The 26732-nt window shown below is 65.3% G+C and carries 30 protein-coding genes and 1 pseudogene; 12 read left to right on the top strand and 19 right to left on the bottom strand.

Going from position 1 to position 26732, the window contains the following annotated elements; translation table 11 throughout:
• Positions 1-26: 26 nt before the first annotated feature.
• The 7 genes from QCE62_RS29200 to QCE62_RS29170 form a co-directional block, all read right to left on the bottom strand.
• On the bottom strand, positions 27-845 hold the full coding sequence (locus tag QCE62_RS29200; RefSeq protein ID WP_309925949.1) for a nitrile hydratase accessory protein: 819 nt from the start codon (positions 843-845) through the stop codon (positions 27-29).
• On the bottom strand, positions 838-1515 hold the full coding sequence (gene nthB, locus QCE62_RS29195; RefSeq protein ID WP_309925947.1) for a nitrile hydratase subunit beta: 678 nt from the start codon (positions 1513-1515) through the stop codon (positions 838-840). The genes QCE62_RS29200 and nthB overlap by 8 nt, the downstream gene beginning before the upstream one ends.
• Positions 1512-2156 (bottom strand): nitrile hydratase subunit alpha, encoded by a 645-nt coding sequence (gene nthA, locus QCE62_RS29190; RefSeq protein ID WP_309925945.1) that lies wholly within the window; start codon positions 2154-2156, stop codon positions 1512-1514. Before nthA ends, nthB begins: the two co-directional genes overlap by 4 nt.
• Before the next feature lie 77 nt (positions 2157-2233).
• Complete coding sequence (locus QCE62_RS29185) at positions 2234-3115, bottom strand: GNAT family N-acetyltransferase (RefSeq protein ID WP_309927494.1); 882 nt, start codon at positions 3113-3115, stop codon at positions 2234-2236.
• A gap of 133 nt (positions 3116-3248) precedes the next feature.
• Positions 3249-3488, bottom strand: a complete 240-nt coding sequence (locus tag QCE62_RS29180) for a hypothetical protein (protein WP_309819688.1) — start codon at positions 3486-3488, stop codon at positions 3249-3251.
• Between the two features lie 363 nt (positions 3489-3851).
• Complete coding sequence (locus tag QCE62_RS29175; protein WP_309925943.1) at positions 3852-4634, bottom strand: alpha/beta hydrolase; 783 nt, start codon at positions 4632-4634, stop codon at positions 3852-3854.
• Positions 4631-5665 (bottom strand): M14 family zinc carboxypeptidase, encoded by a 1035-nt coding sequence (locus QCE62_RS29170; RefSeq protein ID WP_309925941.1) that lies wholly within the window; start codon positions 5663-5665, stop codon positions 4631-4633. The genes QCE62_RS29175 and QCE62_RS29170 overlap by 4 nt, the downstream gene beginning before the upstream one ends.
• Before the next feature lie 309 nt (positions 5666-5974).
• On the opposite strand from QCE62_RS29170, the gene QCE62_RS29165 reads away from it, so the two are divergent.
• Positions 5975-6226, top strand: a complete 252-nt coding sequence (locus QCE62_RS29165; protein ID WP_309925939.1) for a DUF4148 domain-containing protein — start codon at positions 5975-5977, stop codon at positions 6224-6226.
• 18 nt (positions 6227-6244) lie between these two features.
• Here the strand turns inward: QCE62_RS29165 and QCE62_RS29160 are convergent, their stop codons facing one another.
• From QCE62_RS29160 to QCE62_RS29150, 3 genes are all read right to left on the bottom strand, one after another.
• The gene (locus tag QCE62_RS29160) at positions 6245-6637 is read right to left on the bottom strand and encodes a nucleotide pyrophosphohydrolase (protein ID WP_309925936.1); all 393 of its coding nucleotides are present in this window, start codon (positions 6635-6637) and stop codon (positions 6245-6247) included.
• 25 nt (positions 6638-6662) lie between these two features.
• Positions 6663-7646, bottom strand: a complete 984-nt coding sequence (locus QCE62_RS29155; RefSeq protein ID WP_309925935.1) for a 2-dehydropantoate 2-reductase — start codon at positions 7644-7646, stop codon at positions 6663-6665.
• Positions 7647-7719: 73 nt separating this feature from the next.
• On the bottom strand, positions 7720-7908 hold the full coding sequence (locus tag QCE62_RS29150; RefSeq protein ID WP_309839291.1) for a DUF2970 domain-containing protein: 189 nt from the start codon (positions 7906-7908) through the stop codon (positions 7720-7722).
• Between the two features lie 293 nt (positions 7909-8201).
• Here QCE62_RS29150 and QCE62_RS29145 point away from each other — a divergent pair, with 293 nt between their 5' ends.
• From QCE62_RS29145 to QCE62_RS29115, 7 genes are all read left to right on the top strand, one after another.
• A complete protein-coding gene (locus QCE62_RS29145; protein ID WP_309925933.1) occupies positions 8202-8636 on the top strand; it encodes an Hsp20/alpha crystallin family protein in 435 nt (144 codons plus the stop codon).
• A 13-nt stretch (positions 8637-8649) separates the two neighbouring features.
• On the top strand, positions 8650-9090 hold the full coding sequence (locus tag QCE62_RS29140) for an Hsp20/alpha crystallin family protein (RefSeq protein ID WP_309925932.1): 441 nt from the start codon (positions 8650-8652) through the stop codon (positions 9088-9090).
• Between the two features lie 131 nt (positions 9091-9221).
• The gene (locus QCE62_RS29135) at positions 9222-10001 is read left to right on the top strand and encodes an ABC transporter substrate-binding protein (protein ID WP_309819672.1); all 780 of its coding nucleotides are present in this window, start codon (positions 9222-9224) and stop codon (positions 9999-10001) included.
• 5 nt (positions 10002-10006) lie between these two features.
• The gene (locus QCE62_RS29130) at positions 10007-10798 is read left to right on the top strand and encodes a methyltransferase domain-containing protein (RefSeq protein ID WP_309925929.1); all 792 of its coding nucleotides are present in this window, start codon (positions 10007-10009) and stop codon (positions 10796-10798) included.
• 203 nt (positions 10799-11001) lie between these two features.
• A complete protein-coding gene (gene hpnR / locus QCE62_RS29125; protein WP_309925927.1) occupies positions 11002-12540 on the top strand; it encodes a hopanoid C-3 methylase HpnR in 1539 nt (512 codons plus the stop codon).
• 28 nt (positions 12541-12568) lie between these two features.
• Positions 12569-13078, top strand: coding sequence for an H-NS histone family protein (locus tag QCE62_RS29120; RefSeq protein WP_309925926.1), 510 nt, complete (start codon positions 12569-12571; stop codon positions 13076-13078).
• Between the two features lie 424 nt (positions 13079-13502).
• On the top strand, positions 13503-13781 hold the full coding sequence (locus QCE62_RS29115) for a hypothetical protein (RefSeq protein WP_309925923.1): 279 nt from the start codon (positions 13503-13505) through the stop codon (positions 13779-13781).
• A 9-nt stretch (positions 13782-13790) separates the two neighbouring features.
• Here QCE62_RS29115 and QCE62_RS29110 read toward each other — a convergent pair whose 3' ends face one another.
• The gene (locus QCE62_RS29110; protein WP_309927493.1) at positions 13791-15206 is read right to left on the bottom strand and encodes a PLP-dependent aminotransferase family protein; all 1416 of its coding nucleotides are present in this window, start codon (positions 15204-15206) and stop codon (positions 13791-13793) included.
• A gap of 155 nt (positions 15207-15361) precedes the next feature.
• Between QCE62_RS29110 and QCE62_RS29105 the strand changes: the two genes are divergently transcribed.
• Positions 15362-16690 carry an aspartate aminotransferase family protein gene (locus QCE62_RS29105; RefSeq protein ID WP_309925921.1) on the top strand — a complete coding sequence of 443 codons (1329 nt, stop codon included), beginning with the start codon at positions 15362-15364 and terminating at the stop codon, positions 16688-16690.
• A 53-nt stretch (positions 16691-16743) separates the two neighbouring features.
• Here the strand turns inward: QCE62_RS29105 and QCE62_RS29100 are convergent, their stop codons facing one another.
• Positions 16744-17280 carry a cytosine permease gene (locus QCE62_RS29100; protein WP_309925918.1) on the bottom strand — a complete coding sequence of 179 codons (537 nt, stop codon included), beginning with the start codon at positions 17278-17280 and terminating at the stop codon, positions 16744-16746.
• 147 nt (positions 17281-17427) lie between these two features.
• On the opposite strand from QCE62_RS29100, the gene QCE62_RS29095 reads away from it, so the two are divergent.
• Complete coding sequence (locus QCE62_RS29095; RefSeq protein WP_309925916.1) at positions 17428-18087, top strand: flavin reductase family protein; 660 nt, start codon at positions 17428-17430, stop codon at positions 18085-18087.
• A 73-nt stretch (positions 18088-18160) separates the two neighbouring features.
• Here the strand turns inward: QCE62_RS29095 and glyA are convergent, their stop codons facing one another.
• Positions 18161-19408 carry a serine hydroxymethyltransferase gene (gene glyA, locus QCE62_RS29090; RefSeq protein WP_309925915.1) on the bottom strand — a complete coding sequence of 416 codons (1248 nt, stop codon included), beginning with the start codon at positions 19406-19408 and terminating at the stop codon, positions 18161-18163.
• Positions 19409-19616: 208 nt separating this feature from the next.
• Positions 19617-19736, bottom strand: a pseudogene (locus QCE62_RS29085) (SDR family oxidoreductase); the annotation flags it as partial.
• Between the two features lie 153 nt (positions 19737-19889).
• Between QCE62_RS29085 and QCE62_RS29080 the strand changes: the two are divergent.
• Complete coding sequence (locus QCE62_RS29080) at positions 19890-20402, top strand: helix-turn-helix domain-containing protein (protein WP_309925914.1); 513 nt, start codon at positions 19890-19892, stop codon at positions 20400-20402.
• Here the strand turns inward: QCE62_RS29080 and QCE62_RS29075 are convergent.
• From QCE62_RS29075 to QCE62_RS29055, 5 genes are all read right to left on the bottom strand, one after another.
• Complete coding sequence (locus QCE62_RS29075) at positions 20293-20748, bottom strand: PaaI family thioesterase (protein WP_309925913.1); 456 nt, start codon at positions 20746-20748, stop codon at positions 20293-20295. The two genes, QCE62_RS29080 and QCE62_RS29075, sit on opposite strands and share 110 nt — an antisense overlap.
• Positions 20745-22199: an efflux transporter outer membrane subunit gene (locus tag QCE62_RS29070; protein ID WP_309925911.1), complete on the bottom strand. Its 1455-nt coding sequence runs from the start codon at positions 22197-22199 to the stop codon at positions 20745-20747. Before QCE62_RS29070 ends, QCE62_RS29075 begins: the two co-directional genes overlap by 4 nt.
• A 25-nt stretch (positions 22200-22224) precedes the next feature.
• Entirely contained in the window at positions 22225-23811 is a 1587-nt protein-coding gene (locus QCE62_RS29065; protein WP_309925910.1) for a DHA2 family efflux MFS transporter permease subunit, read from the bottom strand.
• An 11-nt stretch (positions 23812-23822) separates the two neighbouring features.
• The gene (locus QCE62_RS29060; protein WP_309925908.1) at positions 23823-24914 is read right to left on the bottom strand and encodes an HlyD family secretion protein; all 1092 of its coding nucleotides are present in this window, start codon (positions 24912-24914) and stop codon (positions 23823-23825) included.
• 174 nt (positions 24915-25088) lie between these two features.
• Positions 25089-26012, bottom strand: a complete 924-nt coding sequence (locus QCE62_RS29055) for a LysR substrate-binding domain-containing protein (RefSeq protein WP_309925906.1) — start codon at positions 26010-26012, stop codon at positions 25089-25091.
• Between the two features lie 183 nt (positions 26013-26195).
• On the opposite strand from QCE62_RS29055, the gene QCE62_RS29050 reads away from it, so the two are divergent.
• Positions 26196-26732, top strand: coding sequence for a carboxymuconolactone decarboxylase family protein (locus QCE62_RS29050; protein WP_309925904.1), 537 nt, complete (start codon positions 26196-26198; stop codon positions 26730-26732).

The raw sequence follows: 26732 nt of genomic DNA, 5'->3' as shown, positions 1-26732 counted from the left end.
GAATTCTCCGGTTGGATGATGAGGGCTCAGCGATGCCCCGGATGCAACAGCAAGTGCGGCGGGTTCCCGCGATCCACCATGACGACGGCGTGCTGCTCGAATTCGGTCAGCAGGGCATCGGCGGTGGATTGGGTCGCGCCGAGCACCAGCAGACTGTCTTCGGCGATCCAGACCTGCAACGGGTCGATACCCGCGCCGGACAATGCACGCAGTCCCCATTGCGCGATCCGTGCAGCCAGCGCGCGTTGCCGCGTCGCGTTGGCTTCCGGCGGCAGCTTATGGCCGAATGGATTGCATGCCGTCACGAACACCGCGGTGTCGGCTTCGTGTGCTTCGAGCAACGCGATCAGCGCCGGATTGCTCACGCCGATCTTCATCTCGATCGCCGGCGTTCCGTCGATCCGGTAGATTGCCGCGCGATAGGCACCGAGCGTGGCGGCGGGCAGCGCGCGCAGCACATGCTGCTTCGACGCATTCGCGACGTCCAGCACGATGGGCTGTCCATGCGGCGTGGCGCGCGCGGCTTCGTCCCACTCGTGGCGGCGCTGCGCGAGCGTCTCCTGGCTGACGCAGCCCTTCGCGGTGCTCAAGCCTTCCAGCGCGCTCAGCCAGTGCGCATAGTAGGTGTCGCCGTGATCGGGATCGCCGGCAGCCTGCGCCGCGCGGATCGCCTCGCTCAATGCGTGCGCCCATTCCTGCCACGTGAACACCCCGCGCTCGTGCAACGCGAGCGTCATCGCAAAAGCCTGCGCTTCCCAGGGCGCGCGGAATACCGGGCCGTCGTCGTTGAAGGGCAACGCGGGTAAAGCGGTGCGGAGTTCGTGGAACTGTTGCGGGTCATTCATGCGCGGCATCGAGTAGATAAGACTCCCAGCAATCCACGCACACCGACGACGCGCTCGTGTCCGCGCCCCACAGCTCGGCGGCGTCGAAACGCACCGTGTAGAGCCATTGCGGATGCTCGCCGTGGCCGAGCGCGTTTTCATCGGGAAAGACGTGCGTGCCACGCACTGCGACGACCTGTCCGGACTTGCCGCGGCAATAGCGCGGCAGACGCGTGTGCGTGGGTGGATTCATCAGCTTCGTGCGCACGGTATCGCCGACGGCGAAGCGCGCCGGTCCGAGCGCCGGCCGATCCACGGGCGCACCTCGCAGCAAGGCTGCGCTGACGTCGGCAGCCCGCAGCATGCGCACGTTGGACGCGGGCGCGGCCTGCGAATAGCCGGCCTCGATTTCCGCGGCACTCGCGAGGCCCTTCGCGAGCAGCAGCTTCTTCAAGCCCTCGAACCAGATTTCGTAGTAGCTGCTGCCGAGGTATTGCGCGGGCGGCAGGCTTTCGCGCGCGGCCCGCGAGGTGTCGATGTTCCACTGGCCCGTCGCGCCCATCGCAAGCGTCACGGCCAGTACGCGCCGCTCCCATTCCGCATGGAAGGGCGACGCGCCCGGTGCATCGCAAGGATCGTTCTCGACGGGCCCGAAGCCCTGCATGCCGCCCATGTCATGCGCCGCGTTCATGCCGCCACCTCGCTCGCTGCCGATGGGCTCAACGCGAGACCCGTGCCGATCATCGAATCGCGTGTGACGAGTGCGGCGAGCGCGTCTTCGTCGAGATGATCGGTGCCGGGCGGGCGCATCGGCAGGACGAGATAGCGGACCTCGGCCGTCGAATCCCATACGCGCAGTTCGACTTCATCCGGCAAGCGGACGCCGAAGTCCTGCAACACGCCGCGCGGATCGATGACAGCTCGCGACCGATACGACGCCGACTTGTACCACACCGGCGGCAAGCCGAGCACCGACCACGGATAGCACGAACACAACGTGCAGACGACCATGTTGTGAACCTGCGCGGTGTTTTCGAGTGCAACCATGTGTTCGCCCTGGCGTCCGGTGAAGCCGAGCGAAGCGATGGCCGCGGTGGCGTCATCGAGCAGCCACGCGCGAAACTGCGGATCGCTCCATGCCCGGGCCACGACGCGCGCGCCATTGCGTGGTCCGACCTTGTGCTCGTAGGTCTGGATGAAGATGTCGAGGGCTTGCGGATCGATATAGCCTTTCTCGACCAGCAGCGATTCGAGCGCCTTCACGCGCAGGTCCATTTCGGGCAGCGGACTGCCGGTGTGGTCGTGGTCGTGATGAGGGTGATCGTGGCTCATGAGCGGTCTCGCGAGTGACACAGACGCATCACGTTACCGGAGTGCGCGAAGGCGTGCAAACATCGGGCACGCGCGTATCAGCCCAGTTCGAAGGTGGTCACGCCGAATACTCGCGCAAGAGGCACATCCGGCACGCCGCGCGTGTACATGCGCGCCGTTTCGAACACGCTCGTCATACCATGTCCGACGGCAAGCGCAACCGCCGCGGGATTGCTCTCAGGGACGTCGAGGAACACGGTTTCACCCGCGACTTCCGCGACGAGCGCGCGATACAGCGCCTGCGCGGTGGGTGAATCGTCGGCGAAGAGCGGACCGATCTTGTAGCCGCGCATGCAGCGGCGGATCACGCCGAAACCGCGCATCGTATCGCCGGTCAGCGCCACGCGTGCGGATGCATGCGGCAGCGTCAGCCAGTCACGCAGAAACGCTGCGCGCCGGCAGGCGAACAGGGTGGCGTCGTAGTCGAGCAAGGTGGAGAAGGGAACGGCTGCCGCGTCGACGAGAGTGAGCGTCGCAGGAACCGGCTCGACGCTGGCCCGCGCCACGCCTTCATAGCGCACGTTACGCCCGGCAAGCACGAAACCCGATGCGCGATAGTTCGCTTGCTGTGCGAGCACGCCGTCGAGCCCGATATTGCGCGCGCCGAGATACGCCATGCCCTCGTTCCACAGGCGCAATCCGAAGCCCCTGCCGCGCCATCCGGGACGGACGATGTACAGCCCGATGAAGCCGAACCTCTCGTCATACGCGACAGCCGCGATGCAGCCGATCGGTCCGCCATCCCATGTGCCGATGAAAAACCCGTGCGGGTCGGCGGCAAGGAAGGCGCGGGCATCGTCGAGACCGGGGTTCCAGCCTTCCGCGGCGGCCCAGTCGAGCGCGATCTGCACCTCGGGCGGCGTCATGCGGCGCACGGTGAAGCGTGCGTCTTCGGGACTGGCGTGCGACGGAGCTTCCATGAAGGACATGCGAACCTCATAGAGCTGAAGGAACTTCAGTGTCGCGCGTTTCTGATGTGGAGAAAAGATGCGGGAAAAACGGCGGACTGCGGAGGATGTGTCGAAAGAACGGGACGATGGCGCGCCGTCCCGTTCAGGAATACCCGTGTCGCCGCTCGCTGCGGCTAAAACTCTGGCGCGAACGCCAGTCTTCGGAACGAAGGACATGTTCGCCGTCCTCGCGCGCCTGCTCTTCCGAATCGAAGCCTTCGTCGCTGTAAGCGACGACCTTCATGCCACCGCCCGCCGTGCGTTCGATGGTAATGCCCCAGTGCCACCCGCCTTCCTGATGGAAGACGTGCAGCGTCGGGTTCGACGTTGTGGTCAGTTCCATGTGCGGCTCCTTCCCCGCGATGTCCGCAAGGCCCGCCTGCTGCCTTCGACGCTCGCCCTTGCTTGCCGGCGGCCGGCTTGTCAACGTTCAATCCGCTGCCGAAAGTGAACACAGCCTTAAAGACGGCCGTACGGACGGCCCCTGCCGCCTCGTTAAACAGCATACGCAATGCGATGCTGCGGCGCAACACGAAGTTTCCCTAGGTCGGGTGGACGTCGCGCAGACGCCGCCTGACGGAGAGCCTGCTGGCGATTGCACGGTAGCGCATTGCCTGTGTCTCCGCATTGACGGTCCGATGGCGCTTTTTTGAAATCGCCCGGCGTGATGGGCTGATGAGGTCGTTACGACCCGCTTCTGACGCGCCTAGCCGCCCTTCGCCCGTGCTTCCGGCGCGGCGAGCCACGCCACGATGGCGCGACAGGTCCAATTGGCGTCATCGTGCGGCAGGTCGTGGCCTGCCCACGGATGCACGGCATGCGCCGCGCCCCAGTGCATGGCAGCGCGTACTGAACAGACGGGATTGACCAGCCGGTCCCGCGCCGACGACAACATCAACACCTTCCCCGCCGGCATCTGTTTCTCCGCGCGAAACCGTGCCGCCGCGAGCAGCTGCCGCAACGCATTGCCCGCGCTGGCGCCGTGCGTGCGCCGCAACGCCGCCCAGTGCGCGATATCCGCGTCCGCGCCGGCCTGCCGTTGACAAGTCAGCCGATGAATCGACCCTTCGCAGCGTGCAGGCCGCCGCCAGTTCGCCGCGATGCGCAGCAGCACCGGCCATGCCGACGGCCGGAGCCGTTCGTGCATTTGGGCGAACGGCCGCATGCTCGTATTGATCAGCGCCAGCCGTTCGATATCGCCCGGATGCCGTTGCGCCCACGCGGTCGCCACCATCGCGCCGAGCGACATCGCGATCACCCGGCACGGCATGCGCACGCCGAGCGCCGTGGCACGGGCGCGGACGAATTCCATCATCGCCTCGACCGAGAGCGGCGCCGGGTGTCCCTGCTCCACGCCATTGCCCGGCAAATCGATACAAACGATGTCTTGAACGCCCTCCGCCAGCCCGTGCGCCACCAGCGCCGCCTCGAAGCCGCCCCAGTGGCGCGCTTCACGCGTGAGGCCGCGCAGCAGGATCCATTGGCTCATCGAAGGCCCGAGCGTTGCCAGTGCTCCTGCGCGCGCCGCAGCAGTTCGTCGCGCGGCGCGCCGCCCGGCAGCCAGCGTTGCGACGAATACGCGGCGCGCGTCAGGAAATCGAAGAAGTTCGGATGACGCCGCAGCACCCGCCGCGTGCGATGCGCCTTGATCGGATTGAAAATGCCGAGCCGCGAGAACAGCTGCATCGGATTCTTGCGGATCCAGCGCCAGGAGCCGAGTTCGAGCGTCATCGGCAGGAAAATGTCGGGCGGGCGCGAGCGATCGTAGGCGAAGTCCCACAGGTCGCCATGCAGCAGGTACTGATGGCTCTGCGGTTCGAACGCATAGCCGTGATGCGGGTACGACTCCTCGAACATCCGCTTGAGCAGGAACATTTCGGGCAGATGCGCCATCTGCCGCTCGGTGCGCGCATACGGAAACCAGATGCTGTCGTCCCAGCCGAAGCCCGAATGGCAGTCGAGCGCGAAGCTCAGCGGCCGCGACATCAGCTCTTCCTCGACCACGCCGAGCAGCGCGGCGCTTTCGGCCTCCATGTGACCGTCGACGGGACCGCGATACCACGGCAGCCACGGCCCGATGCGCTGCCCGCCCGCGAGAAACGGCACCCGTCCCTCGGCGCTTTGCGGTGCGTTGCGCATCAGATCGACGCCGTTCGGGTTCGCCCGCGTGCGCGCGAACATGCCGCCGGGATTGACGATCGGCATGAAGATCAGACGGATCGCGCGCAATTGCTGTTGCAGCGTGTCGTCCCATTCGAGGCGCGTCAGCAAGGCGCGCATGTATTCGAGCACGAGCTGCGTGCCGATGCATTCGAGCCCATGCACGCCGCCGAAGAAGCCGATGGCGGGCGCGCCTGGATCGCTGGAACCGATGGATGCGGTCAACAGCGGAAACACCCGTCCGCGCGAGTGCACTTCGCAGCGCGTGCGCCATTCGAAGTGCGCGCCGCCCGCGACGCGAAGCGCTTCGAGTTCGTCCATCTCGGGAAAACTGCTCGTGACGACACTGCTTGCGTTCATGACGACGGCCCGCGGTCCTGTATCTGTTCTGTGCTGCGTTTTTTGAATCAGACTGTGGTTCCGTGCTTCGGTGCCTTGCGCTGGCACGATGCTGACCATGCATTGACCGTGCGCTGACGTTGCACCGGCAAGGCCACTGCGCTCCACCCGGAAGCCCCGAGTATAGGCGGATGACCGGCAGACAATATGTCTGTGCGACGACTTGCTTCTGGTGCGTGACATCAGGACCGTCACTGCACGAAGGCGCTGCGTCACCTAGAATCGAATCACTGCCTTATGTCCGCCGTCCCGGCGCGCGAGGTCATCGTCATGACACATCCATCCCGCCTGATCCTGTCCGCGCTCGCGCTGTGCTGCGCGACATCCGTATTCGCCCAGACCGCCGCGCAGCCCGGCGATCCCAACGCGCCCAAGACCCGCGCGCAGGTCCGCCAGGAGTTCCTGATGTGGCGCGCCGCCGGCTATGACCCGGACGACTGGCTCAACTATCCCGACAACGCCATCGCGGCAAGCCGCATCGTTGCGCAGCAGCAGGCGCAGAGGAACACCACGCAACATTGAACGAAGCGAAGCAGGCGCTCAGTCTTCCTGGTCGGAGTAATCGGTGTATTTGCGCGCGTCGCCTTTGACGCGCTCCGCCGGATACTTCTCGCGGTTGAGCGCCATCTTCTCGACCAGCGCGCGATACAGATCGACATCGAGCGCATCGGCAAGCATCACGAGATAGGCGAGCACGTCGGCCATCTCGTGGCGGATCGCGCGCAGCTTCGCTTCGTCGAGTTCGCTCCTGTCGCCGCTCGCCAACCATGTGAACGGTTCGAGGAGTTCGCTCGCCTCCACCGAGAGCGCCGCCGCCAGATTCTTCGGCGAATGAAAGCGGCTCCAGTCGCGCTCGCGGACGAACTCGCGCAGCAGGTCGCGCATCTCCGCGAGTTCGCCGCGCTTTTCGTCCTGCCGGTTACCGGGCTCCATGCCGCCCTCCGACGCTGTTCCGCGCTCACGCATCCGGATAGAGCCCCAGCGTGCGCGCATGCAGCCGCGCCAGTCCGAGCAGCGCATCGGTGAAGGGCGTCGGCACGCCCGTCATGGCGCCGAGTTCACGCACGGAGGCCACCAGCGCGTCGAGTTCCACCGCCTTGCCCGCCTGCACGTCCTGCAGCATCGAGGTGCGCATCGCACCGAGCCTGCGCGTGACGGCGTGACGGTCTTCGGGCGCCTGCTCGATCGGAATGCCGAAGCGCGCGCCGATCTCCTTCGCCTCCAGCATGACTCCGGTGACGAAGCCGCGCACCAGATCGTCGGCGAGGATGCGGTCCGTGGTGGCGCCGGTGATCGCGCTGATGGGATTCATCGTCATGTTGCCCCACAGCTTGAACCAGACATCGCGCTGGATCAGCGGCGAGAGCGTGGCGTCGAAGCCCGCCTTGGCGAACAGCGAGACGAGCGCCTCGGTGCGCGCGGCCGGTCCGCCCGCCACTTCGCCGATGATCAGTCCACGCCCGTGATGATGGCGGATGACGCCCGGCGTCTCGACGTAACAGCTCGCATGGACCACGCAGCCGACCGTTTGCGCAGCCGGGATTGCGGCGCCGATGCTGCCGTGCGGATCCACCGACGACAGTTGCTTGCCGGTGAAGGGCGCGGGCAGCCCGTCGCAGAACCACCAGGGCACGCCGTTCATCGCGGTCAGGACGATCGTGTCGGGTCCGATGAGCGGCGCGATGTGCGCGGCGACCGATTCCATCGCCGGGGCCTTGACGGCCACGATGACCAGGTCCTGCACGCCGAGGTCCGCCGGGTCGGCGCTCGCCGCGACCTTCACGGTATGGGTCGCGTCCTGTTCGATGAGCCGCAGCCCGTCCTGCCGCAGCGCCTCGAGCGTCGCGCCGCGCGCGACCACGCTGACGTCGCAGCCCGCCTGCGCGAGCTTGACGCCGAGCCAGCCGCCGATGGCGCCCGCGCCGTAGATGCCTGTTTTCATGGTGCTGATTCCTCTCTTCGCTGGCTATCGATCGTTCGCCATTGTAAGAGCGGAACCCGGCGCCGCTGCACATTCAATGCGCGATGCCCGTCGCGAGCCGGGCCACGATCAGCAGCGTCGCGCCGAACGCGCCCGCCAGCGCGACGGCGATGAACGGCAGCAGCGACACCTTGACCTGCGCGAAATCGGCGTTGTGCGACGCGCGCCTGCGCACGCCGAAAAAGCTCCACAGCACGATGCGGATCATCTTCAAGAGGTTCACGAGCGGCTCCTTCAGGGGACATGCGTTGTTCATGTCCCGATGATGAGCGTTGCCGCCCGCAAAAAACAGCAGCAGTTGCGGCGTTTCGAGCGGTAGCAGAAGGCTGCGCTCTAGGGGCTCGCGCCGCTGTTTCAAGAGACGCGCGGCAAAAATATAGTCTGCTTGAAGCCCTGTTGGAGGGTATTGAAACGATAGCCTGCGCACCTACCTTGGATCCAGAGGCGGCGAACCGACACGCTGCCGTTTCAACTTCCTGCTGCCGGCCGCATGGCCGCAACCCTGGAGACTGGACCATGAGTGACTTTTATTTTGGCGGCGACCTGTTCTCGGAACTGGATCGCGTGCAACGGCAGGTGTCCTCGCTGTTCGGCAACGTGCCTTCGAGCATTCGTTCGAGCCGCGCCGACAGCTTTCCGCAACTGAACATCGGCAGCACCGACGAGGCCATCCAGATCGTCGCGTTCGCGCCGGGCGTCGAGCCTGCATCGCTCGATGTCACCGTCGACAAGGGCACGCTCACCATCAGCGGCGAACGGCGCGCGCCGGCAGCCACGGAAGGCTCGCGCACTTATGCGAAAGAGCGCTTCAAGGGCAGCTTCCGCCGCGTGATCGAACTGCCGCAGAACGCGGACAGCGACAAGGTCGAAGCGCGCTATGAGAACGGCACGCTGTTCATCACCATCGGCAAGCGCGAGGCCTCGAAGCCGCGCGCCATCACCATTCAGTAAGAGGGAGCCCATCATGATCGATACCCCGCAAAGCGCAACGCAAGCAACGCCGCAAGCCACGCCGCAAACCACGCCGCAAACCGCCGCCCGCGTCGCACCGCAGACCGTGGACGCCGTGCGCCGCGCCACCGTGACGCCCGCCGTCGACATCATCGAGGACAGCCAGGGCATCACCGTCTATGCCGACCTGCCCGGCGTGCCGCGCGACAAGCTCGATGTGAAGGTTCATGACGCGCGCCTCACCATCGAAGCCGAAGCGGACTTGCCGGTGCAAGGCGCGGTCCGTGCGCATCACACCGAACTGCGCGCGCCGCGTTTCGTCCGCGCGTTCACGGTGAGCGACGACTTCGACACCACGAAGATCGACGCCAATCTCAGCCATGGCGTGCTGAAGCTCACCATTCCGCGCCGTGAACAGGCGCGTCCGCGTCGCGTCGAAGTGCGCGCAAGCTGAAACACCGGCAAGCCGGGCAAGAACGGCCGCAATCTTCGCGGCCGTTTTCGCGTCTGGAAGCGACTCTCTATAATCGTCCCTGGGGGCGCCCGCCGCCCAAGTTCAATCACTCAAGAAAACAAGGGACTATCGTGAAGAGGCTGTTGACGGTGTTGTTGGGTTCGATGCTGACGGTATCGATCGGCGCGCATGCGAAGGAATGGTCGACGATCCGCTTTGGCGTCGACGCAAGCTATCCGCCTTTCGAATCGAAAGCGCCGGACGGCTCGCTGGTCGGCTTCGATATCGATGTCGGCAATGAACTGTGCCGCCGCCTCAACGCGAAGTGCGTGTGGGTGGAAAACGCCTTCGACGGCATGATCCCCGGCCTCAAGGCCCGCAAGTTCGACGGCGTCCTGTCCACCATGTCGATGACGCCCGCGCGCGTCAAGCAGATCGCCTTCTCGAGCAAGCTCTTCCACGTGCCCACGCGCCTCGTGGCGAAGCGCGCCTCGTCCATTCAGCCGACCGCCGAAGCGCTCGCGGGCAAGACCGTCGGCGTCGAGCAGGGTTCGATGCAGGAAACCTATGCGAAGGTCCACTGGGGCGCGCAGGGCGTGAAGGTGGTGTCGTATGCCGATCAGGACCAGGTCTACCAGGATCTGCTGGCCGGCCGTATCGACGCCTCGCTGCAGAACGCCGTGCAGGCCGAGCGCGGCTTCCTCGATACGCCGCGCGGCAAGCCCTATGGCTTCGCGGGCGGCGCGCTGGAAGACAGCGCGATCTTCGGGCCCGGCACGGCCATCGGCCTGCGCAAGGAAGACACCGATCTGAAGGAAAAACTCGACGGCGCCATCGCCGCGATGATCAAGGACGGCACGTACAAGCGCATCGAGCAGAAGTATTTCGACTTCGACATCTACGGCGAGTAATCATCATGACGCAGCCGCCCGCATCCGCTTCCTCGAACGTCCACCGCGCGGCGGCGGTCGGCTATACGGCCCACGCGGATAGCTATGTGCGCGGACGGCCCGACTATCCGCCCGCGCTCGCGGGCTGGCTTACTGAACAGCTTGGGCTCGGGCCGGGCGCGAGCGTCGTCGATCTGGGCGCGGGCACCGGCAAGTTCACGCCGCGGCTCGTGCAAACCGGCGCGCAGGTTTTCGCGGTCGAGCCGGTCGATTCGATGCGCGCGAAGCTGTCCGCCGCGTTGCCCGAGGTGAAGGCGCTGGCGGGCACCGCGCAGTCCATTCCGCTTGCCGACGCCTCGGTGGATGCCGTCGTGTGCGCCCAGTCGTTCCACTGGTTCGCCGGCCGCGCGGCGCTCGACGAGATCCGTCGCGTGCTCAAGCCGGGTGGCAGGCTCGGCCTCGTCTGGAATATGCGCGATGCCCGCGTGCCGTGGGTCGCGAAGCTGGACGCCATCGTCAACCGCTACGAAGGCGACACCCCGCGCTACTACACCGGCGCCTGGCGCAGCGCATTTCCGCATGCGGGTTTCGGGCCGCTCGTCGAAACGCACTTCGGCATCGGCCACACGGGCGCGCCGGAAGACGTGATCCTGAATCGCGTGCGCTCCACGAGTTTCATCGCGGCGCTGCCTGAGGCGAAGCGCGAGGATATCGAGCGCGCGGTGCGGCAGTTGATCGACGATGAACCGGACTTGCGCGGTAAAAGCGAAGTCACCGTGCCTTACGAAACCGCCGCCTTCCTCGCCGTGCGTCAGTAGCCTTCGACGCATCCGCCGCGCACCCTGCCGGCATCCCGCGTACGCCGCCAGTAGAATGAACACGACCTCGCATCGGCACTGAAATACCGCACTGAAATGCCGCACTGAACGAGGCCTCGCACGAATGGAGATCCGATCCGCATGATCTGACATGACCGGAGCGACCGGCGGGCCAGCGCCGCTCACTCTCGCAAGGAGAGTCCATGAAGGTGCTTGCCGTTCATCCCAGCGGGCTGATGTACACCCGCGTATTCCTCCGCCTCGAACCGCTCGGGCTCGAAACCGTCGCGGCCGCCGTGCGCCGCGCCGGACACGATGTGCGCCTGATCGACCTGCAGGTCGAAACGCATCGCGACCTCGACCGTCTGATCCGCGACTGGCGTCCTGATGCGCTGTGTTTCTCAGGCAACTATCTCGCCAACATTCCGGAAATCATCGATCTCGCCCGCGCCGTCCGCGACGTTTTGCCGGGGTGCTTCGTGTTCGTCGGCGGCCATAGTGCATCGTTCACGGCGGCGGATCTGCTGCGCCACGCGCAAGGCGCGATCGACTGCGTGCTGAAAGGCGAAGGCGAGGCCTCGGTGAATGCCTTGCTGCACGCGTTCGCGACCGGCGCTTCCCTGCTCGACGTGCCCGGCGCGGTGACGAGCGAAGGCGCGGGGCCGCCGCCGCGCTTCGTCGACAGTCTCGATGATCTGCTGCCCGCGCGCGACCTGCTGCGGCATCGGCGCAAGTATTTCATCGGCACGCTGGATCCGTGTGCGTCGATCGAATTCGCGCGCGGCTGCCCGTGGGACTGCACGTTTTGCAGCGCGTGGACCTTCTATGGGCGCAGCTATCGCGCGCGCAGTCCGCAGGTGATCGCCGATGAACTGGCGTCGATCCGCGAGCCGGGCGTGTTCATCGTCGACGACGTCGCCTTCGTGCACGCCGAGCACGGCATGGAGATCGGCCGCGCGATCCAGCAACGCGGCATCCGCAAGCAGTATTACCTCGAAACCCGCGGCGACGTGCTTTTGCGCAACCAGGAAGTCTTCAGTTTCTGGCGCACGTTCGGCTTGCAGTACATGTTCATCGGCATGGAGGCGATCGACGCCGAAGGGCTGAAAGCGTTTCGCAAGCGCATCACGCTCGACAAGAATTTCGAGGCGCTGGAGTTCGCGCGGTCGCTCGGGATCACGGTCGCGATCAATCTCATCGCCGATCCCGACTGGACGCGCGAACGCTTCGAGGCCGTGCGTCAATGGTGCCTGGAGATTCCGGAGATCGTGAACATCAGCGTCAACACGCCTTATCCCGGCACGGAGATCTGGCTGCGCGAGCAGCGCCGGCTGACGAGTCTCGACTATCGCCTCTACGACATCCAGCACGCCGTGCTGCCCACGCGCCTGCCCTTGCCCGAGTTCTACGCGGAACTCGTGCGCACGCAGCAGGTGCTCAATCGCAAGCACATGGGCTGGGCGGCCTTGCGCGGCGCGGCGGGCCAGGCCGTGCACTTGCTGATGCAGGGTCAGACGAATTTCATCCGCATGCTGTGGCGCTTCAACTCGGTGTTCGATCCGCGCCTGCAACTGGGCGATCACGCGCGCACGGTGCGTTACCCAATGACGCCGCCGCCCCCGCCCGACGCGGTCGCGAACGTCAAGGCCGTCTACGTGCACGGACCGATGGGGCGCAAGTCGCGGCGCATCGATGACGCGACCGAGAAGTTCGTCGACGAAACGCGAAGCGGCGCGGACTAGCGCTTTCTTCAATAACAAGGAGAGGTCGATGGCAACGCTCAAGCAGATTCAGGCCCGGCTCAGGAAGTTGCAGGAACGCGCGGAGAGCCTGATTGCGGACCACGCCCAGGCCGTGCTCGACGACATCCGCACGATGATGGAGCGCCATGGACTGACGACGGGCGACATCGAACGGCATCGCAGGAAGGCGAAGCGCGCGGCCAAGCCGAATGTCGCGATTCCCGCGCCCTCGAAGCGGCACGAAGCGGTGAACCGGGCCGCGAAAAAGGGCAAGCTGCCGGCGAAGTATCGCAATCCGGAGACCGGCGAGACCTGGAGCGGCTGGGCGCGGCCGCCTGCGTGGATCGCCAATGTGAAGGACCGCAGCCGGTTTTTGATTGATGCGGAGGGGGTGGAGATCGCAGTGAAGTCGAAGGCGAAGCCCGCAGCGAAATCGAAGCCTAAGCCGAAGCCCACGCCGAAGCCGCCCGCGAAGAAGCAGACGCCGAAGCCCGCCGCGAAGAAGTCCGGCAGGAAGACGGCAGCATCGGCGAAGTGAGGATGCTTGCGTGTGAGGAAACGCATCGAGATGGGTTCATACGCACGGATTCAGCGATTCTGCACAGGCAAGCGAGGGAAAGTCTGAATGGCGGACTGAAAGAGGTGAGGAACGGCCGATAGTGGCCGGATACAGCCCACACAACCGGAGTATTTATGCCGATCACAACGTCAATGCGATCCCAATAATTCGCGTTTCGCGTCCGGCAAGTCCTCCGAATTTCATGCGAGCGTCGCCCGCCGCGAGACTGAACTCGTGAGCAAGTCACTGACTGCGCCGGAGCACCAATGTCAACAATTCAGTGCTCTTGCAGAAGCTTTTACACACATCCCAGCGCCACGAACCACGGACGCATGCGCCTTCGAAAAATCGGCACACTGTTTGCATGACGCAGCCTGACCCTGTCGATAACGCCGAGGACCTCATGCATCATTCGATCGAACCTCATGAGCTGACCCACATCGATCTCTCGCGGTTTCAGGTGGTGCAGGTCTCCGATGGCACCTTCACCGTGGTCCTGTGGGAAGCGCCCGAACTCACGCCCGTTCCAACAGGCCCGGCCACGCTCACCATTCGTCTGTGCGATCCGCTCAATCCGGTGCGCCGCAAGGATGTCTGTGAGCATCTGCGGACGCATCTCGGGGCTGCGCGCATCAAGCAGAACCGACCGCACCACATGCAGCATCAACACGCGACTGCTTGAGACTGCTCATCAGCCACCCCTGATCGCTTTCTCCAGGAACGTCCATAGCGCGTCATCGGCGGAATAAGGCACGTTGAAGCGGAAGCAAGGACTTGCCGCGTCGCCGGGACGGAAGTAGGAACCCGGCGCCAGCCAGATGCCATGCTGCAAGGCCTGGGTCGCGACGGCGTTGCCGCGCGCGGGATCGATCGGCAGCGCGCCCCACACGAACAGTCCCGCACGCGGCCGGCGGAACAGTTCCACGCCGAGCGCGTCCATGCGCTCTTCGATCAGCACGTGCGCATCCTTCAGCTTTTCGACGACGAACTCGACGTGCCGCGTGTAGCGTCCTTCCGTCAGCACCTTTTCCACGATCCGTTCGGTCGCCTCCGAGGTCGTCAGCCCCACCGCCATCTTCGTGCGCGCCAGTTCGCGCAGCACCTCGCGCTCCGCGACGACGTAGCCGCAGCGCAGCGACGGCGTGATCGTCTTCGCGAACCCGCCGACGTACAGCACGCGGTTGAGCCCTTCCATCGATGCGAGCAGCGGCGCGCCGGGCGGCGCGAGTTCGCGGTTCACATCGTCTTCGACGACCCACACGCCGTGGCGCTCCGCAATCTGCATCAAGCGGAAGGCCGACGCCATGCTGAAAGTCGCGCCCGTGGGATTCTGCAGCGTGGTGTTGAGGAACACCGCTTTCGGCCGGTGTTCGATGACGACGCGCTCGAACACATCGGTATCGATGCCCGCGACCGTGCGCGGCACGCCATGCACCTGCAAGCCCGCGAGTTGCAGGATCTGCAGCAGGTTGCAGTAGCCGGGATCCTCGACGACCACGGCATCGCCCGGGCGCAGCAGCGTGCGCACGATCAGGTCGAGGGCCTGCGTGGCGCCGGCGGTCAGGAGGACGTTCGTGGCGGCATCGACCGGCAGGCCGTGGCGATCGAGCTGCTCCGCGATGCGCTCGCGCAGCGGCGCGAACCCGTACGGATGCCCGTAGTCGGCGATGCGCGCCGCCGGCACGCGGCTCACCGCGCGCAGCGCGTGCTGCAGGCCGCTTTCGTTGACCCATTCATTGGGCAGCCAGCCGCAGCCGGATTTGATCGGCACCGAATGATCCGCGAAAACATCCGACAGCAGCCAGGTCGCCGTGAGGCTCGGCGGCTGCCAAGCCCGTTCGCGCACAGGCTCGCTGCGGCCACGCACGGCCACCCGATAACCCGAACCGCGCCGCGCGGTGACGAGGCCCATCGACACGAGCCGGCCATACGCCTCCGTCACCGTGAAGGTGCTGATACGTTCGGCTTCCGCCAGCCGCCGCACCGACGGCAGCAGCGCGCCCGCGCGCAGCGTCTGCTCCTCGATGGCCTGCGAGAACGCGCGCACCAGTTGTTCGACGAGCGTCGGCGTCTGACGCGAGCCACGCTCCAGCTTGAGTTCGATCATGACGGCGAGAATAGCGCGAGCCATGCGCGCTGACCAATACAGTTTGCAGCATTTTGCCAGCACAGTTAGCAACGCAGTGAGACAACTGTCTATGCCGCGCAAAATGGCTGCGGAATACAGTGCCGTAACCGCCCTTTTCCCGGAGAAGACCTGCCATGAATGCCCGCCCCGTCATCGAAGACCTTTCGTCGTTCTGGATGCCCTTCACCGCCAATCGCCAGTTCAAGGCCGCGCCGCGCCTGCTGGAAAGCGCGAAAGGCATGTACTACCGTTCGACCGACGGCCGCGACGTGCTCGACGGCACCGCCGGCCTGTGGTGCGTGAACGCGGGACATTGCCGGGACGAGATCGTCGAGGCGGTGCAGAAGGCCGTCTCCACGCTCGACTTCGCGCCGACCTTCCAGATGGGCCATCCGCTGGCGTTCGAAGCCGCCAGCCGCGTCGCCGGCCTGATGCCCGAAGGGCTCGACCGGATCTTCTTCACGAACTCGGGCTCCGAGTCAGTCGATACCGCGCTCAAGATGGCCCTCGCCTATCATCGCGCGCGTGGCGAAGGCCAGCGCACCCGTCTGATCGGCCGGGAGCGCGGGTATCACGGCGTCGGCTTCGGCGGCATTTCGGTGGGCGGCATCGCGCCGAATCGCAAGACCTTTTCGGGCGGCCTGCTGCCGTCCATCGATCATCTGCCGCATACCCACGATCTCGCCCACAACGCGTTCACCAAAGGCCAGCCGGCGTGGGGCGAGCATCTCGCGGAAGAACTGGAGCGCATCGTCGCGCTGCACGACGCCTCGACGATCGCCGCGGTGATCGTCGAACCGCTCGCGGGCTCGACCGGCGTGCTGGTGCCGCCGAAGGGCTATCTGCAAAAGCTGCGCGACATCTGCACGAAGCACGGCATCCTGCTGATCTTCGACGAGGTCATCACCGGATTCGGCCGTCTCGGCAAGGCCACCGCCGCCGAATATTTCGGCGTGACGCCGGACCTCATCACGATGGCCAAGGCGATCAACAACGCGGCCATCCCGATGGGCGCAGTGGCCGCGCATCGCAAGGTTCACGATGCGATCGTCGATGCGGGCGCCGCCAACGCCATCGAACTGTTCCACGGCTATACGTACTCGGCGCACCCGGTCGCGACGGCGGCGGCGATCGCCACGATCGATCTCTATCAGCGCGACAAGCTCTTCGAGCGCGCCGCGTCGAAGGCGGAGAAGTTCGGGAGCGCCGTCCACGCGCTGCGCGACGCGCCGTTCGTCAAGGACATCCGCAATCTGGGTCTGGTGGCGGGCATCGAACTCGAATCGCGCGAAGGCGCGCCGGGCGCGCGTGCGTATGAAGTGTTCGTCAAGTGCTTCGAGGCCGGCGTGCTGGTCCGCTACACGGGCGACATTCTCGCGTTCTCGCCGCCGCTCATCGTCGAGGATGCGCAGATCGAGCAGATCTTCGGCACGGTGAAGAAGGTGCTGGAAAGCGTCAAGTAAGCGTCTTCAGCTGAAGCGGACTTGCCACATGCATGAGGCAAGTCCGCAAGGCATCACGCCTGATTCGCCACCGCGCGGGACTCGATCAGCAGTCCCCGATTCACCACGTAGTAGAGAATGCCGGGCACGAGCAGGCTCGGAATCAAGCTCACACCCGCGCCGATGATCTTCGCGAAGTAGCTGTGATAGAACGACAGGTCCATGAACGGCAGCGTGCTGGCAATGCCCAGGCAGTAGATCGCCAGCGTCGAGAGATTGAACTTCCCGTAGCGTCCCCGGCTTTCGTACGTCTCCGTGACCGAATAGTCGCCGCGGCGCACGAGGTAGTAATCCACCAGATTGATCGAACTCCACGGCACCAGCACGTAGATCTGGGCGTTGAGGATGTCGGCGAAGTAGTCGTTGAAGTGATACTGCGTGCCGATGGCAATCACGGTCGCCACGGCCGCCGTCACCGCGAGCACCGAAAACTTCACGAGCTTGCCGACGCGCGTCATCTTGCGAAAGCCGCTGAAGATCGTGACCGTCGACATATACGGGCTGTACAGGCTGAGCACGTTGAATTCGAGCACGCCGAGCACGATGATCACGAGCGCCGGACGCGACCAATGGCCGAATATCGACGCAATGCCGGTGTTCGGAAAGACGGGTCTTCACTGATGACGGCGCAAGAACCGGGGTGAAGGAAGCGCGCGGCATCCGCATCATGGACACATTCACTCAACGAGGAAGAAACCATGAATGCGCCTCACGTCGTCGCCGAACCGCACATCCTGTATCTCGGCACGCCCGTCGTGCTCGTCAGCACCGTCAACGAAGACGGCACGCATAACCTCGCACCGATATCGTCGGCATTCTGGCTGGGCTGGCGCGGCGCGCTCGGCATCGCGACGAGTTCGCAGACCGCGCAAAATCTGCTGCGCACCGGCGAATGCGTGCTGAACCTGCCGTCGAGCGGAGAAGTGAGCGCCGTCGACCGGATCGCGCGAACCACGGGCATGAATCCCGTTTCACCGTTCCGGCAGGCGTTGGGCTATGTGTATGAACCCGACAAGTTCGGCCGCGCGGGCATGACGCGAGTGAAGTCCGATACCGTCGCCGCTGCACGCGCGCTCGAATGCCCGATCCAGCTCGAAGCCGTGCTGGCGGCGGCTCATGGCATCGGCGAGGACAGTGACGAATTGCGCGGCGCGTTGAGTCTCTTCGAAGTGCGGATCCAGCGCGTTCACGTTCATCCCGATCTGCTCATGGAAGGTCACGCCAATCGCATCGATCCGGACAAGTGGTCGCCGCTCATCATGAGCTTCCAGAAGTTCTATGGGCTCAGCGGACAAGTTCATCCGTCCAGACTCGCCGAGATTCCGGAGAATGCATACGAGGCGCTTGCGCAGGTGTGAAGCCAGCACGTCCGAACGCACGACGCCGCGCATGAGCGCGGCGTCGTGCAGTCCAACGGAAGTACAACCGGTCTCAACCGTAGACCGGGAACCGCTCCGTCAATTCCGCGACCTGCGCGCGCACGCGTTCGAGGCTGGCCGCGTCCTCCGGACTTTCGAGCACATCGGCGATCAGGTTGCCGACGATCTCCGCCTCCTTCACGCCGAAGCCGCGCGTGGTCATCGCGGGCGAACCGAGCCGGATGCCGCTCGTGACGAAGGGCTTCTCCGGATCGTTCGGGATCGCGTTCTTGTTGACCGTGATGTGCGCCGCGCCGAGCGCCGCTTCGGCAGCCTTGCCGGTGATCTTCTTGGCGCGCAGATCGACCAGCATCACATGGCTTTCCGTACGGCCCGACACGATGCGCAGGCCACGCTTCACCAGCGTTTCCGCCAGCACGCGGGCGTTGTCGACCACCTTCTGCTGATACTCCTTGAACTCCGGCGAGAGCGCTTCCTTGAACGCAACGGCCTTGGCGGCAATCACGTGCATCAGCGGACCGCCCTGGATGCCCGGGAAAATCGCCGAGTTGATCTGCTTCTCATACTCGGCCTTCATCAGGATCACGCCGCCGCGCGGGCCGCGCAGGCTCTTGTGCGTGGTCGTGGTGACGAAGTCCGCATGCGGCACCGGATTCGGATACACGCCCGCCGCGATCAGCCCGGCATAGTGCGCCATGTCCACCATCAGATAAGCATCGACGCTCTTCGCGATCTTCGCCAGCCGCTCGAAGTCGATCTTCAGCGCAAACGCCGAAGCGCCCGCCACGATCAGCTTCGGCTTGTGCTCGCGCGCCTGCTGCTCGGCCGCGTCGTAGTCGATGTCTTCAGCTTCGTTGAGGCCATAGCTCACGACGTTGAACCACTTGCCCGACATGTTCACCGGCGAGCCGTGCGTCAGGTGGCCGCCGTGTGCGAGGCTCAGGCCCATGATCGTGTCGCCCGGCTTGAGCATCGCGAAGAACACGCCCTGATTGGCTTGCGAACCCGAGTTCGGCTGCACGTTGGCGGCTTCCGCGCCGAACAGTTGCTTCACGCGGTCGATGGCCAGCTGTTCCACCACGTCCACATACTCGCAACCGCCGTAGTAGCGCTTGCCCGGATAGCCTTCCGCATACTTGTTGGTGAGCTGCGAGCCTTGCGCTTCCATGACGGCGGGGCTCGTGTAATTCTCCGACGCAATCAGTTCGATGTGCTCTTCCTGACGGCGATTTTCATGGCTGATGGCCGCCCAGAGTTCGGGGTCGACGTTTTCGACGGTGCTGCTAGCGCGATTGAACATGGTGAAGTATCGATGAAAGTTGAAGTCGAACTGCTTCGGGTGCCTGATCCACACGCTGCATTTCACCGAAGTCGCGCGCGGCCTGCTAGAAGAATTCCGACATTCCGATGGGACGGGACGCCACAACAGCACAAAAAAAATCGAAGGCCGCATTGCTGCATGACCTTCGATTCGCATGATCGTGCGTTGAACCTTCGGCAGCGGAAGATCAGATAGCCGAGAAGCAGTTGTCCACGAACAGATGCGTGCCGTTGACGAAGCTGGATTCATCGGACGCGAGAAACAGGGCTGCGGCCGCCACCTCGGCCGGTTCGCACAGACGCCCCTGCTGCGCGGCGATGGCTTCCTCGGTGACATCGACGCCCATGGTGTCGCCGACAACCTGCGCGGTCTGCTCAAGCAGACGCTGGCGGCTGCGGCGCAATCGTCGCCGGGCGAACAGGCGGACACCGACGAGCGCATCGAACTGCCCGAACGCACGGTGCTGTATGCCGTCTCCGATGTGCTGTCGGCGTCTCCCGCTGTCGCCGATACGCGTCCCACGCGTTACTGGTGGCTGGTCAACGAAGTGCAGGAGCGGCTGCAGGATGCGAGCACGTGTCCGCTGTCCATCGCCGAGCTGTGCGTGCAGTTGCAGCTCAGCCGACGCACGCTGCAATATGCCTTCCAGGAAGCGCTGAACCTCAATCCGATCGCGTGGCTGCGCGCGGTGCGCCTCAATCACGTGCGGCGCGATCTGCGGCTCGGCGCGTCCGTGACCTCGGCTGCGACCAAGTTGGGGCTTCTGGCATCTCAGCAGCTTCGCGAACGACTATCGCGTCATGTTCGGCGAACTGCCTTTGGCAGCCGCGAAACGCTACGCGCGCCGCCACGCGTGACGCTTTTTAAGCCTGGCGTTCCATCACCAGCAGCGTCGACGTCGCCGATGCGAACAGCCGCCCGCTCATGTCCATCAGCGATGCCTCGGCGAACGCCGCACGCCGTCCGATGCTGAGCACGCGCCCTTCCGCGCGCACCACGCCGGTGTCGCGCGTGATGGCCTTGTGGTACGCCACCTTGAGTTCGAGCGTCGTGTAGGCCTGCGTCGCGGTCAGGCACGAATGCACCGCGCAACCGCAGGCGGAATCGAGCAGCGTGGCTGCATAACCGCCATGCACGGTGCCGATGGGGTTGTACGCATGATCGCCGGGCACGCCCGCGAATACCGCCCGGCCCGCTTCCACTTCGATGAAGTCGAATTCCAGTGACACCAGGATGCCGGGCCTGCGCCCGCTCGCGATGAGCTTGCGCATTTGCGCGAGGCCATCGAGGCCCGCAGCCGTTTCTTCGATCAGACTCATTTCGCCTTCTCCGTCGTGCTGCTTGCTGTCTGGATCGTGCTGTCGTCGCCGGTGACGCTCCAGCCGCCGCCCAGCGCGCGGTACAACGCCACGGCGGCGAGCGCATGGTCGCGTTGCGACTGGTTGAGCGCATCGGCGTCGCGCAGATAGGTCTGCTGGGCGTCGAGCATGTCGAGGAAGCTCGCCGCGCCGCCCTTGTACAGCTGCGTCGACAGCGTCAGCGACTGACCGGACGCCGTGAGCGCATCGTTCAGGCGCGCGCTCGATTCAGTCGTGCTGACGAGATCGCTGCGCGTATCCTCGACGTCCTTCAGCGCTTGAAGCATCGTCTGCCGCAGATCGAGTTCCGATTCGCGCATGCGGCTCTCGTTCTGGCCGATCTCCGCCGTGATGCGCCCCGCGTTGAAGATCGGACTGGTGGCATTGAGCGCGGCTGAGAAGAGGTTGTCGGTAAGCGTCGGCAGCCCGAGATACGACGACGCCAGCAGGCCATCGGTCAGGCGCAGCGAGAACTTCGGATAGCGCTCCGCCCGCGCCACGCCCACCTCGGCCGCGCGTTGCTGAACCGTGGCGTAGGCCGCCAGCACGTCGGGACGGCGCAACAACGCCTCCGACGGCAACAGCTGCGGCGCGCCGCCCGCCGGCACCGGAATGCGCGGCGCCGTGCCGGCATCGGCGAGCATCAGGCGGTCGAGCGCTTCCGGCGTCCGTCCCGAATACACCGCGATCAGGCTCAACTGATGTTGGATCGTGGCCTGCGTGCGCGGAATGCGCGACAGCAGATCGCTCAGTTGATTCTGCGCGCGCGCGACATCGAGCTGGGTGGAAAGGCCGTATTGCAGGCGGCGCTGCGTGAGTCTGAGCGCGCGCTCGCGGATCGCCTGATTGTCCTGCAGGATCTTGAGTTCGGCCTGGGCCCAGCGCAGGTCGATATATGCGGCAGCCGTGTTCGCCGCCAGCGCGAGCCGCACCTGATCCGCCGCATGTTGCCGTCCGACCAGTTGCGCCTGCGAGGCCAGCAGTTCCAGCCGCTCGCCGCCGAACACGTCAGGCGTCCAGCTCAGCGCGAGCCCGATGCCCGCCTGCCTCACGTATCCGAGCGGCGGCGGCGTGTTCTGACGCGAATCGGATGCGCCGGCGTTGACGTCGAGTTGCGGCAGCAGCACCGAGCGGCGCTGCGTCGTGATGGCCTGCGCCTGCTTCACGCGTTCGAGCGCGGCTTGCAGATCGAGGTTCTCATCGAGCACCGACGCCACCAGTTCGTGCATCAGCGGATCGTCGAACTGCTGCCACCAGGCGAGCGGATCGGCGGCGGCTTTTGGCGTCTCGACGCTCCAGTCGACGGGCGCGCTGGCCTGGACGGTCGCGGGCAGGTCGGCGTGCGTTGCGGGCTGCACCGCGCAGGCAGCAAGCGTCAAAAGCGCGATGGTTGAGAGGACGAGTTTCTTCATGGTCGAAGTCGGATGGAAACCGGATTCAATGAGCGTCCGGCGAGGCCGGCGCAACGCCTATCGGCTTGGCGAACAGCACGGTCGCGAGGCCGAACAGAAAACACAGCGCGAGCACGTAGAAGCAGTCGGCGAAGGTCAGCACGAGCGCCTCGCGCAGCACCAGCGCGTGCAGCGACGCCAGCCCCGCCTGCGAGGCGTTCAGCGCGTCGCCCGCCACCGAGGCGAGATGCGACGAACTGCGCGACAGCATGTCTTCCACGGCGGAGCGGCCGGTCGTCACGTTTTCGTTGAGGCGCAGATAGTGCAGATTGAGACGGTCGTTGAGCATCGTGGAACTCACCGCAATGCCGATCGCGCCGCCCAGGTTGCGCATCAGGTTGAACAGGCCGCTCGCCGACTTGAGCCGCGACGGCGGCAGCGAACCGAGCGCCATCGTGACGATGGGGGGCACCGCGAACTGCTGGCCGATGCCGCGCAGCGCCTGCGGCAGCAGGAATTGCTGCCAGCCCCAGTCGTGCGTGAGCGGCGTGTAGAAGTAACAGCCCGCGCCGAAGCAGACGAGCCCGAAGGCCAGCAACACACGCATGTCGATGAAGCGCGACGCAAAGCCGTACACGCCGATCGACAGCAACTGGAAACAGCCGACCGACAACAGCGCGAGACCCGTGTGCAGCGAATCGAAGCCGCGCACGCGCGCGAGGAACACCGGCGTCAGGAACACCGAGACGAAGATGCCGATGCCGGTCACGAACGACAGCACGCTGCCGATCGCGAAGTTGCGCACCGCGAGCGCACGCAGATCGACGATGGGGTCTTTGGCGGTGAAGGCATGCACGAGGAACAGGAAGCCGCAGATCGCCGAGATCCACGTGCACGCGATGATCACGTTGTCGCCGAACCAGTTCTTGCGCGGCCCTTCTTCCAGCACATATTCGAGGCAGCCCAGAAAGCCCGACATCAGGGCGATGCCCAGATAATCGCCCTTCTTCAGCAGCGAGAGATCCGGCGTGTCGATATGCACGTACTTCGGCACCAGCAGCGCGACCACGAGACCCGGCACGACGTTCAGGTAGAACAGCCAGTGCCACGACCATTGATCCGTGATCCAGCCGCCGATCACCGGACCGACCGCCGGAGCGAGCGAGGCCAGCGCGCCGATGGTTGTCGATGCAATCAGTCTCTGCCTGCCCGGAAACAGCACGAAGGCGGTCGTGAAGACGGTCGGGATCATCGCGGCGCCGAGCGCGCCTTGAAGACAGCGGAACAGGATCATCGAGTTGATGTCCCACGCCATGCCGCACAGCATGCTGGTGATCGTGAAACCCACCGCCGATGCCGCGAACAGCCAGCGCGTGGAGAACACTTTCGAGAGCCAGCCGGACATCGGGATCACCAGGATTTCGGCGATCAGATACGAGGTCTGCACCCACGAGAGTTCATCCTGGCTCGCAGACAGGCCGCCGCCGATGTCCTTCAGCGACGACGCGACGATCTGGATGTCGAGCGTCGCCATGAAAAAGCCGAGGCACATCAGCGCGAACGCGAAGGCGCGCAGCTTGAGCGGCTGGGTCGACGGGTCGGCGAGCGGCGCCGGGGTCGGTGATCGGGTCATGAGCGCGCTCCTCAGCCGTTCGCCTGCTGGCGCAGATGCACCTTCACCGTCGCGGACAGGCCCGGACGCAACACGTTCTCCATGCCCTTCGGCACGTCGAGACGGATGCGCACCGGCACGCGCTGCACGATCTTCGTGAAGTTGCCGGTCGCGTTCTCGGCTGGCAGCACGCTGAAGGTCGCGCCGGTCGCGGGCGCCAGGCTCTCGACGTGGCCGCTGAGCGGCAGGTTCGACGCATCGAGTTCGATATCGGCCGTATCGCCCGCGCGCATCTTCTTCAACTGGTCTTCCTTGAAGTTCGCGTCGATCCACAGGCCCGTCGCGGGCACCACGGTCAGCAACGACGTGCCGACATTCGCCAGCACGCCGACGCGCGCCGTCCGGTTGCCCACATAGCCGTCGACCGGCGCGCGGATCGTCGTGTATTCCACGTTCAGCGCCGCAACCCGTCGTGCCGCTTCTGCAGTGGCGACGCGCGCCTCGGCGTCGGCGATCTGCGCATCGATCACGCTCAGCTGGCGCTTTGCCGCGACCAGCGCCGCGCCGCTGCGGTCCACCGACGCCTGTGCCTTCGCGTAGTCCGCATCGGCGCGCTCGACGATCTGGTTCGATACCGCGTCGTCCTTCACCAGCTCGCGATAGCGTGAACGGTCCTGCGCGCTGCGCGTCAGTTCCGCCGCCGACGCATGGACTTCCGCCTGCTGCTGGTTGATCACCGCGGCCTGGAGCGCGTCCTTCGCCTGCAGTTCGACCACGGCGGCGCGCGCGCCCGACAGATCGGCGTCCGCCTGCGCGAGCCGCGCGTCATAGTCGCGGGAATCGAGACGGATCAGCACCTGGCCCGCCTTGACGGGCTGGTTGTCCTGCACCAGCACGGCCGTCACGAAGCCGTTCACCTTCGGCGCCAGCACGGTGACATCGCCGCCCACGTAGGCATCATCGGTCGATTCCTGAAAGCGCAGCACCAGCGCCCACCACGCCGCCGCCGCGATCACCACCAGTCCGACCACACCTAGCGCCAGCAGCATCCACGGAATGCGCCGCGCGGGCCGCGCCAGGGCGGGCGCGGCGACCGAGGGAATGTTTGTCGTTGGAGTCGTCATTTTGTCAGCTTTGTGTGCATATGCACGATTGAGAGTGAAAATGGACCGATCAAGCCGTCCGTCATAGGCCGGAAGACTAGATGTGCATATGCACCCCGTCAACCGTCACAGGCTGCATGAGTGAATGACACGGATGGAAACAATCGCCCCGAGCCAGGCTGGGCGGGGCTGTAGTCAGGACTGGGCGGTGTCGGCCAGCATCGCTGAATCGATGCAGAAACGCACCGCATGCTCGACGAACGCGCGCACCTTGGCCGGCAACAGCGCACGCGTGCTGTAGGCAATGCGGATCTCGATGGCCGAATCGACGCGTTCATAGGCGTCGAGCAGCGTGACGAGGCGGCCTTCGGCCACGTCGCGGTCGACGAGCGCCGTCGGCAGCACGCCGATGCCGAAGCCCTGCAGCACCATCTCGCGGTTGAACACCGCGCTGTTCGACGTCACGCCGTGACCGAGCGGCACCCGCAGCTCCTCGCCGCCGATGCGGAAGGTCAGCGCGGGCTTGCGGATCGACGGGGACATCGGCACGAATTCGTGATCCGTCAGTTCGGACGGATGGCGCGGCGCGGGATGCCGCGCGAGATACGCGGGACTCGCGACCAGCACCAGCGGGATGGTTTCGAGCAGGCGCGTGACCGCCGTGTCCGTGGAGAGCATGAACGGCAGCACGATGGCCAGATCGTAGCCTTCGCCGACGAGATCGACGGGCCGCTCGGTCAGCGTCACGTCGAGGCGCACGTGCGGATGCGCGCGCCTGAAGCTGGCGACGAGCGGCGTATAGCGGCTCGTCATCACCGTGGTATGCGCGACCAGCCGCAACAGGCCTGTCGCCTCGCTGGCGCGGTGCGACGCGCGTTCTTCCATGGCCTGGAGTTCGTCGAGCAGGCGCGAGCAATCGGCATAGAAGCGCTCGGCCGTCTCGGTCAGCGAGATCTGCCGCGTGGTGCGGTTGAACAGGCGGCTGCCGAGCCGCTCTTCCAGCCCCGCGATGGCGCGCGAGACCACGGGCGGCGACAAGCCCAGGATGTCGGCGGCGCGCGCGAAGCTCTTCGCTTCGACCACCGAGCAGAACACTTTCAGGCTCGTCAGATAATCCATTGCGGTTTCGTCGATGCAGAGGCGAAGCCCCGATCATGGCATGAAGCAAGCCGGGACGCTCTTCCGACGCTTGAGACGATCGCGCGGTTTTACGAGTCGATCGGACATTCACGCAGCGACGGCGCGCGCCTAAAGTTCACTCACGCCATCCAGATGGCTTGTCAACGAACCCAGGAGCTCACCATGTCACGTCTTTCCCAAGTCAACGTCAACGAAGCCACGGGCGTCACCGCCGACCTGTTCGCCGGCATCAAGAAGGCCATGGGCCGTGTGCCGAATGCCTATGCAACCATCGGCACGCACAGCCCGGCCGCGCTCGGCGCCACGCTCAACGGCGACGCGATCCTCGCGAAGAGCAGCCTCGAAAAGGCCGATGTGGAAGCGATCAAGCTCGCTGTCAGCGAACTCGTCGGCTGTGACTACTGTGCCGCCGCGCATACGGTGGTCGGCAAGATGGTCGGTCTCACGCAGCAGGAAACCCAGCAGATCCGCGCGGGCGAAGCCACCGGCAACGCGAAGCGTGACGCTTTGGTGCGCTTCGTGCGGCACCTCGTCAGCAGCAGCGGCACGGTGGATGCGGCGCGTCTCGACGAAGTGCGCGCGGCGGGTTACTCGGAAGCGCAAGTGATCGACGCGCTGTTCGCGATGAGCGTCATCAACTTCACGAACCTCGTGAACCGCGTGAACGACACGACGCTCGACTTCCCGAAGCTGGTCTGA

Origin of the sequence: Caballeronia sp. LZ033 (assembly GCF_031451265.1) — a bacterium.
Lineage (GTDB): Bacteria > Pseudomonadota > Gammaproteobacteria > Burkholderiales > Burkholderiaceae > Caballeronia.
This window is presented reverse-complemented; position numbering and strand designations above follow the sequence as displayed.

Coding starts and splice junctions, on each gene's coding strand:
- QCE62_RS29130 (WP_309925929.1), top strand. CDS start 10,007: ATGACGCAGCCGCCCGCATCCGCTTCCTCGAACGTCCACCGCGCGGCG.
- QCE62_RS29070 (WP_309925911.1), bottom strand. CDS start 22,199: ATGAAGAAACTCGTCCTCTCAACCATCGCGCTTTTGACGCTTGCTGCC.
- QCE62_RS29115 (WP_309925923.1), top strand. CDS start 13,503: ATGCATCATTCGATCGAACCTCATGAGCTGACCCACATCGATCTCTCG.
- hpnR (WP_309925927.1), top strand. CDS start 11,002: ATGAAGGTGCTTGCCGTTCATCCCAGCGGGCTGATGTACACCCGCGTA.
- nthB (WP_309925947.1), bottom strand. CDS start 1,515: ATGAACGCGGCGCATGACATGGGCGGCATGCAGGGCTTCGGGCCCGTC.
- QCE62_RS29175 (WP_309925943.1), bottom strand. CDS start 4,634: ATGAGCCAATGGATCCTGCTGCGCGGCCTCACGCGTGAAGCGCGCCAC.
- QCE62_RS29095 (WP_309925916.1), top strand. CDS start 17,428: ATGAATGCGCCTCACGTCGTCGCCGAACCGCACATCCTGTATCTCGGC.
- QCE62_RS29165 (WP_309925939.1), top strand. CDS start 5,975: ATGACACATCCATCCCGCCTGATCCTGTCCGCGCTCGCGCTGTGCTGC.
- QCE62_RS29145 (WP_309925933.1), top strand. CDS start 8,202: ATGAGTGACTTTTATTTTGGCGGCGACCTGTTCTCGGAACTGGATCGC.
- QCE62_RS29055 (WP_309925906.1), bottom strand. CDS start 26,012: ATGGATTATCTGACGAGCCTGAAAGTGTTCTGCTCGGTGGTCGAAGCG.
- QCE62_RS29160 (WP_309925936.1), bottom strand. CDS start 6,637: ATGGAGCCCGGTAACCGGCAGGACGAAAAGCGCGGCGAACTCGCGGAG.
- QCE62_RS29105 (WP_309925921.1), top strand. CDS start 15,362: ATGAATGCCCGCCCCGTCATCGAAGACCTTTCGTCGTTCTGGATGCCC.
- QCE62_RS29185 (WP_309927494.1), bottom strand. CDS start 3,115: ATGGAAGCTCCGTCGCACGCCAGTCCCGAAGACGCACGCTTCACCGTG.
- QCE62_RS29170 (WP_309925941.1), bottom strand. CDS start 5,665: ATGAACGCAAGCAGTGTCGTCACGAGCAGTTTTCCCGAGATGGACGAA.
- QCE62_RS29155 (WP_309925935.1), bottom strand. CDS start 7,646: ATGAAAACAGGCATCTACGGCGCGGGCGCCATCGGCGGCTGGCTCGGC.
- QCE62_RS29180 (WP_309819688.1), bottom strand. CDS start 3,488: ATGGAACTGACCACAACGTCGAACCCGACGCTGCACGTCTTCCATCAG.
- QCE62_RS29075 (WP_309925913.1), bottom strand. CDS start 20,748: ATGAGTCTGATCGAAGAAACGGCTGCGGGCCTCGATGGCCTCGCGCAA.
- QCE62_RS29065 (WP_309925910.1), bottom strand. CDS start 23,811: ATGACCCGATCACCGACCCCGGCGCCGCTCGCCGACCCGTCGACCCAG.
- QCE62_RS29060 (WP_309925908.1), bottom strand. CDS start 24,914: ATGACGACTCCAACGACAAACATTCCCTCGGTCGCCGCGCCCGCCCTG.
- QCE62_RS29140 (WP_309925932.1), top strand. CDS start 8,650: ATGATCGATACCCCGCAAAGCGCAACGCAAGCAACGCCGCAAGCCACG.
- nthA (WP_309925945.1), bottom strand. CDS start 2,156: ATGAGCCACGATCACCCTCATCACGACCACGACCACACCGGCAGTCCG.
- QCE62_RS29200 (WP_309925949.1), bottom strand. CDS start 845: ATGAATGACCCGCAACAGTTCCACGAACTCCGCACCGCTTTACCCGCG.
- QCE62_RS29050 (WP_309925904.1), top strand. CDS start 26,196: ATGTCACGTCTTTCCCAAGTCAACGTCAACGAAGCCACGGGCGTCACC.
- glyA (WP_309925915.1), bottom strand. CDS start 19,408: ATGTTCAATCGCGCTAGCAGCACCGTCGAAAACGTCGACCCCGAACTC.
- QCE62_RS29110 (WP_309927493.1), bottom strand. CDS start 15,206: ATGATCGAACTCAAGCTGGAGCGTGGCTCGCGTCAGACGCCGACGCTC.
- QCE62_RS29120 (WP_309925926.1), top strand. CDS start 12,569: ATGGCAACGCTCAAGCAGATTCAGGCCCGGCTCAGGAAGTTGCAGGAA.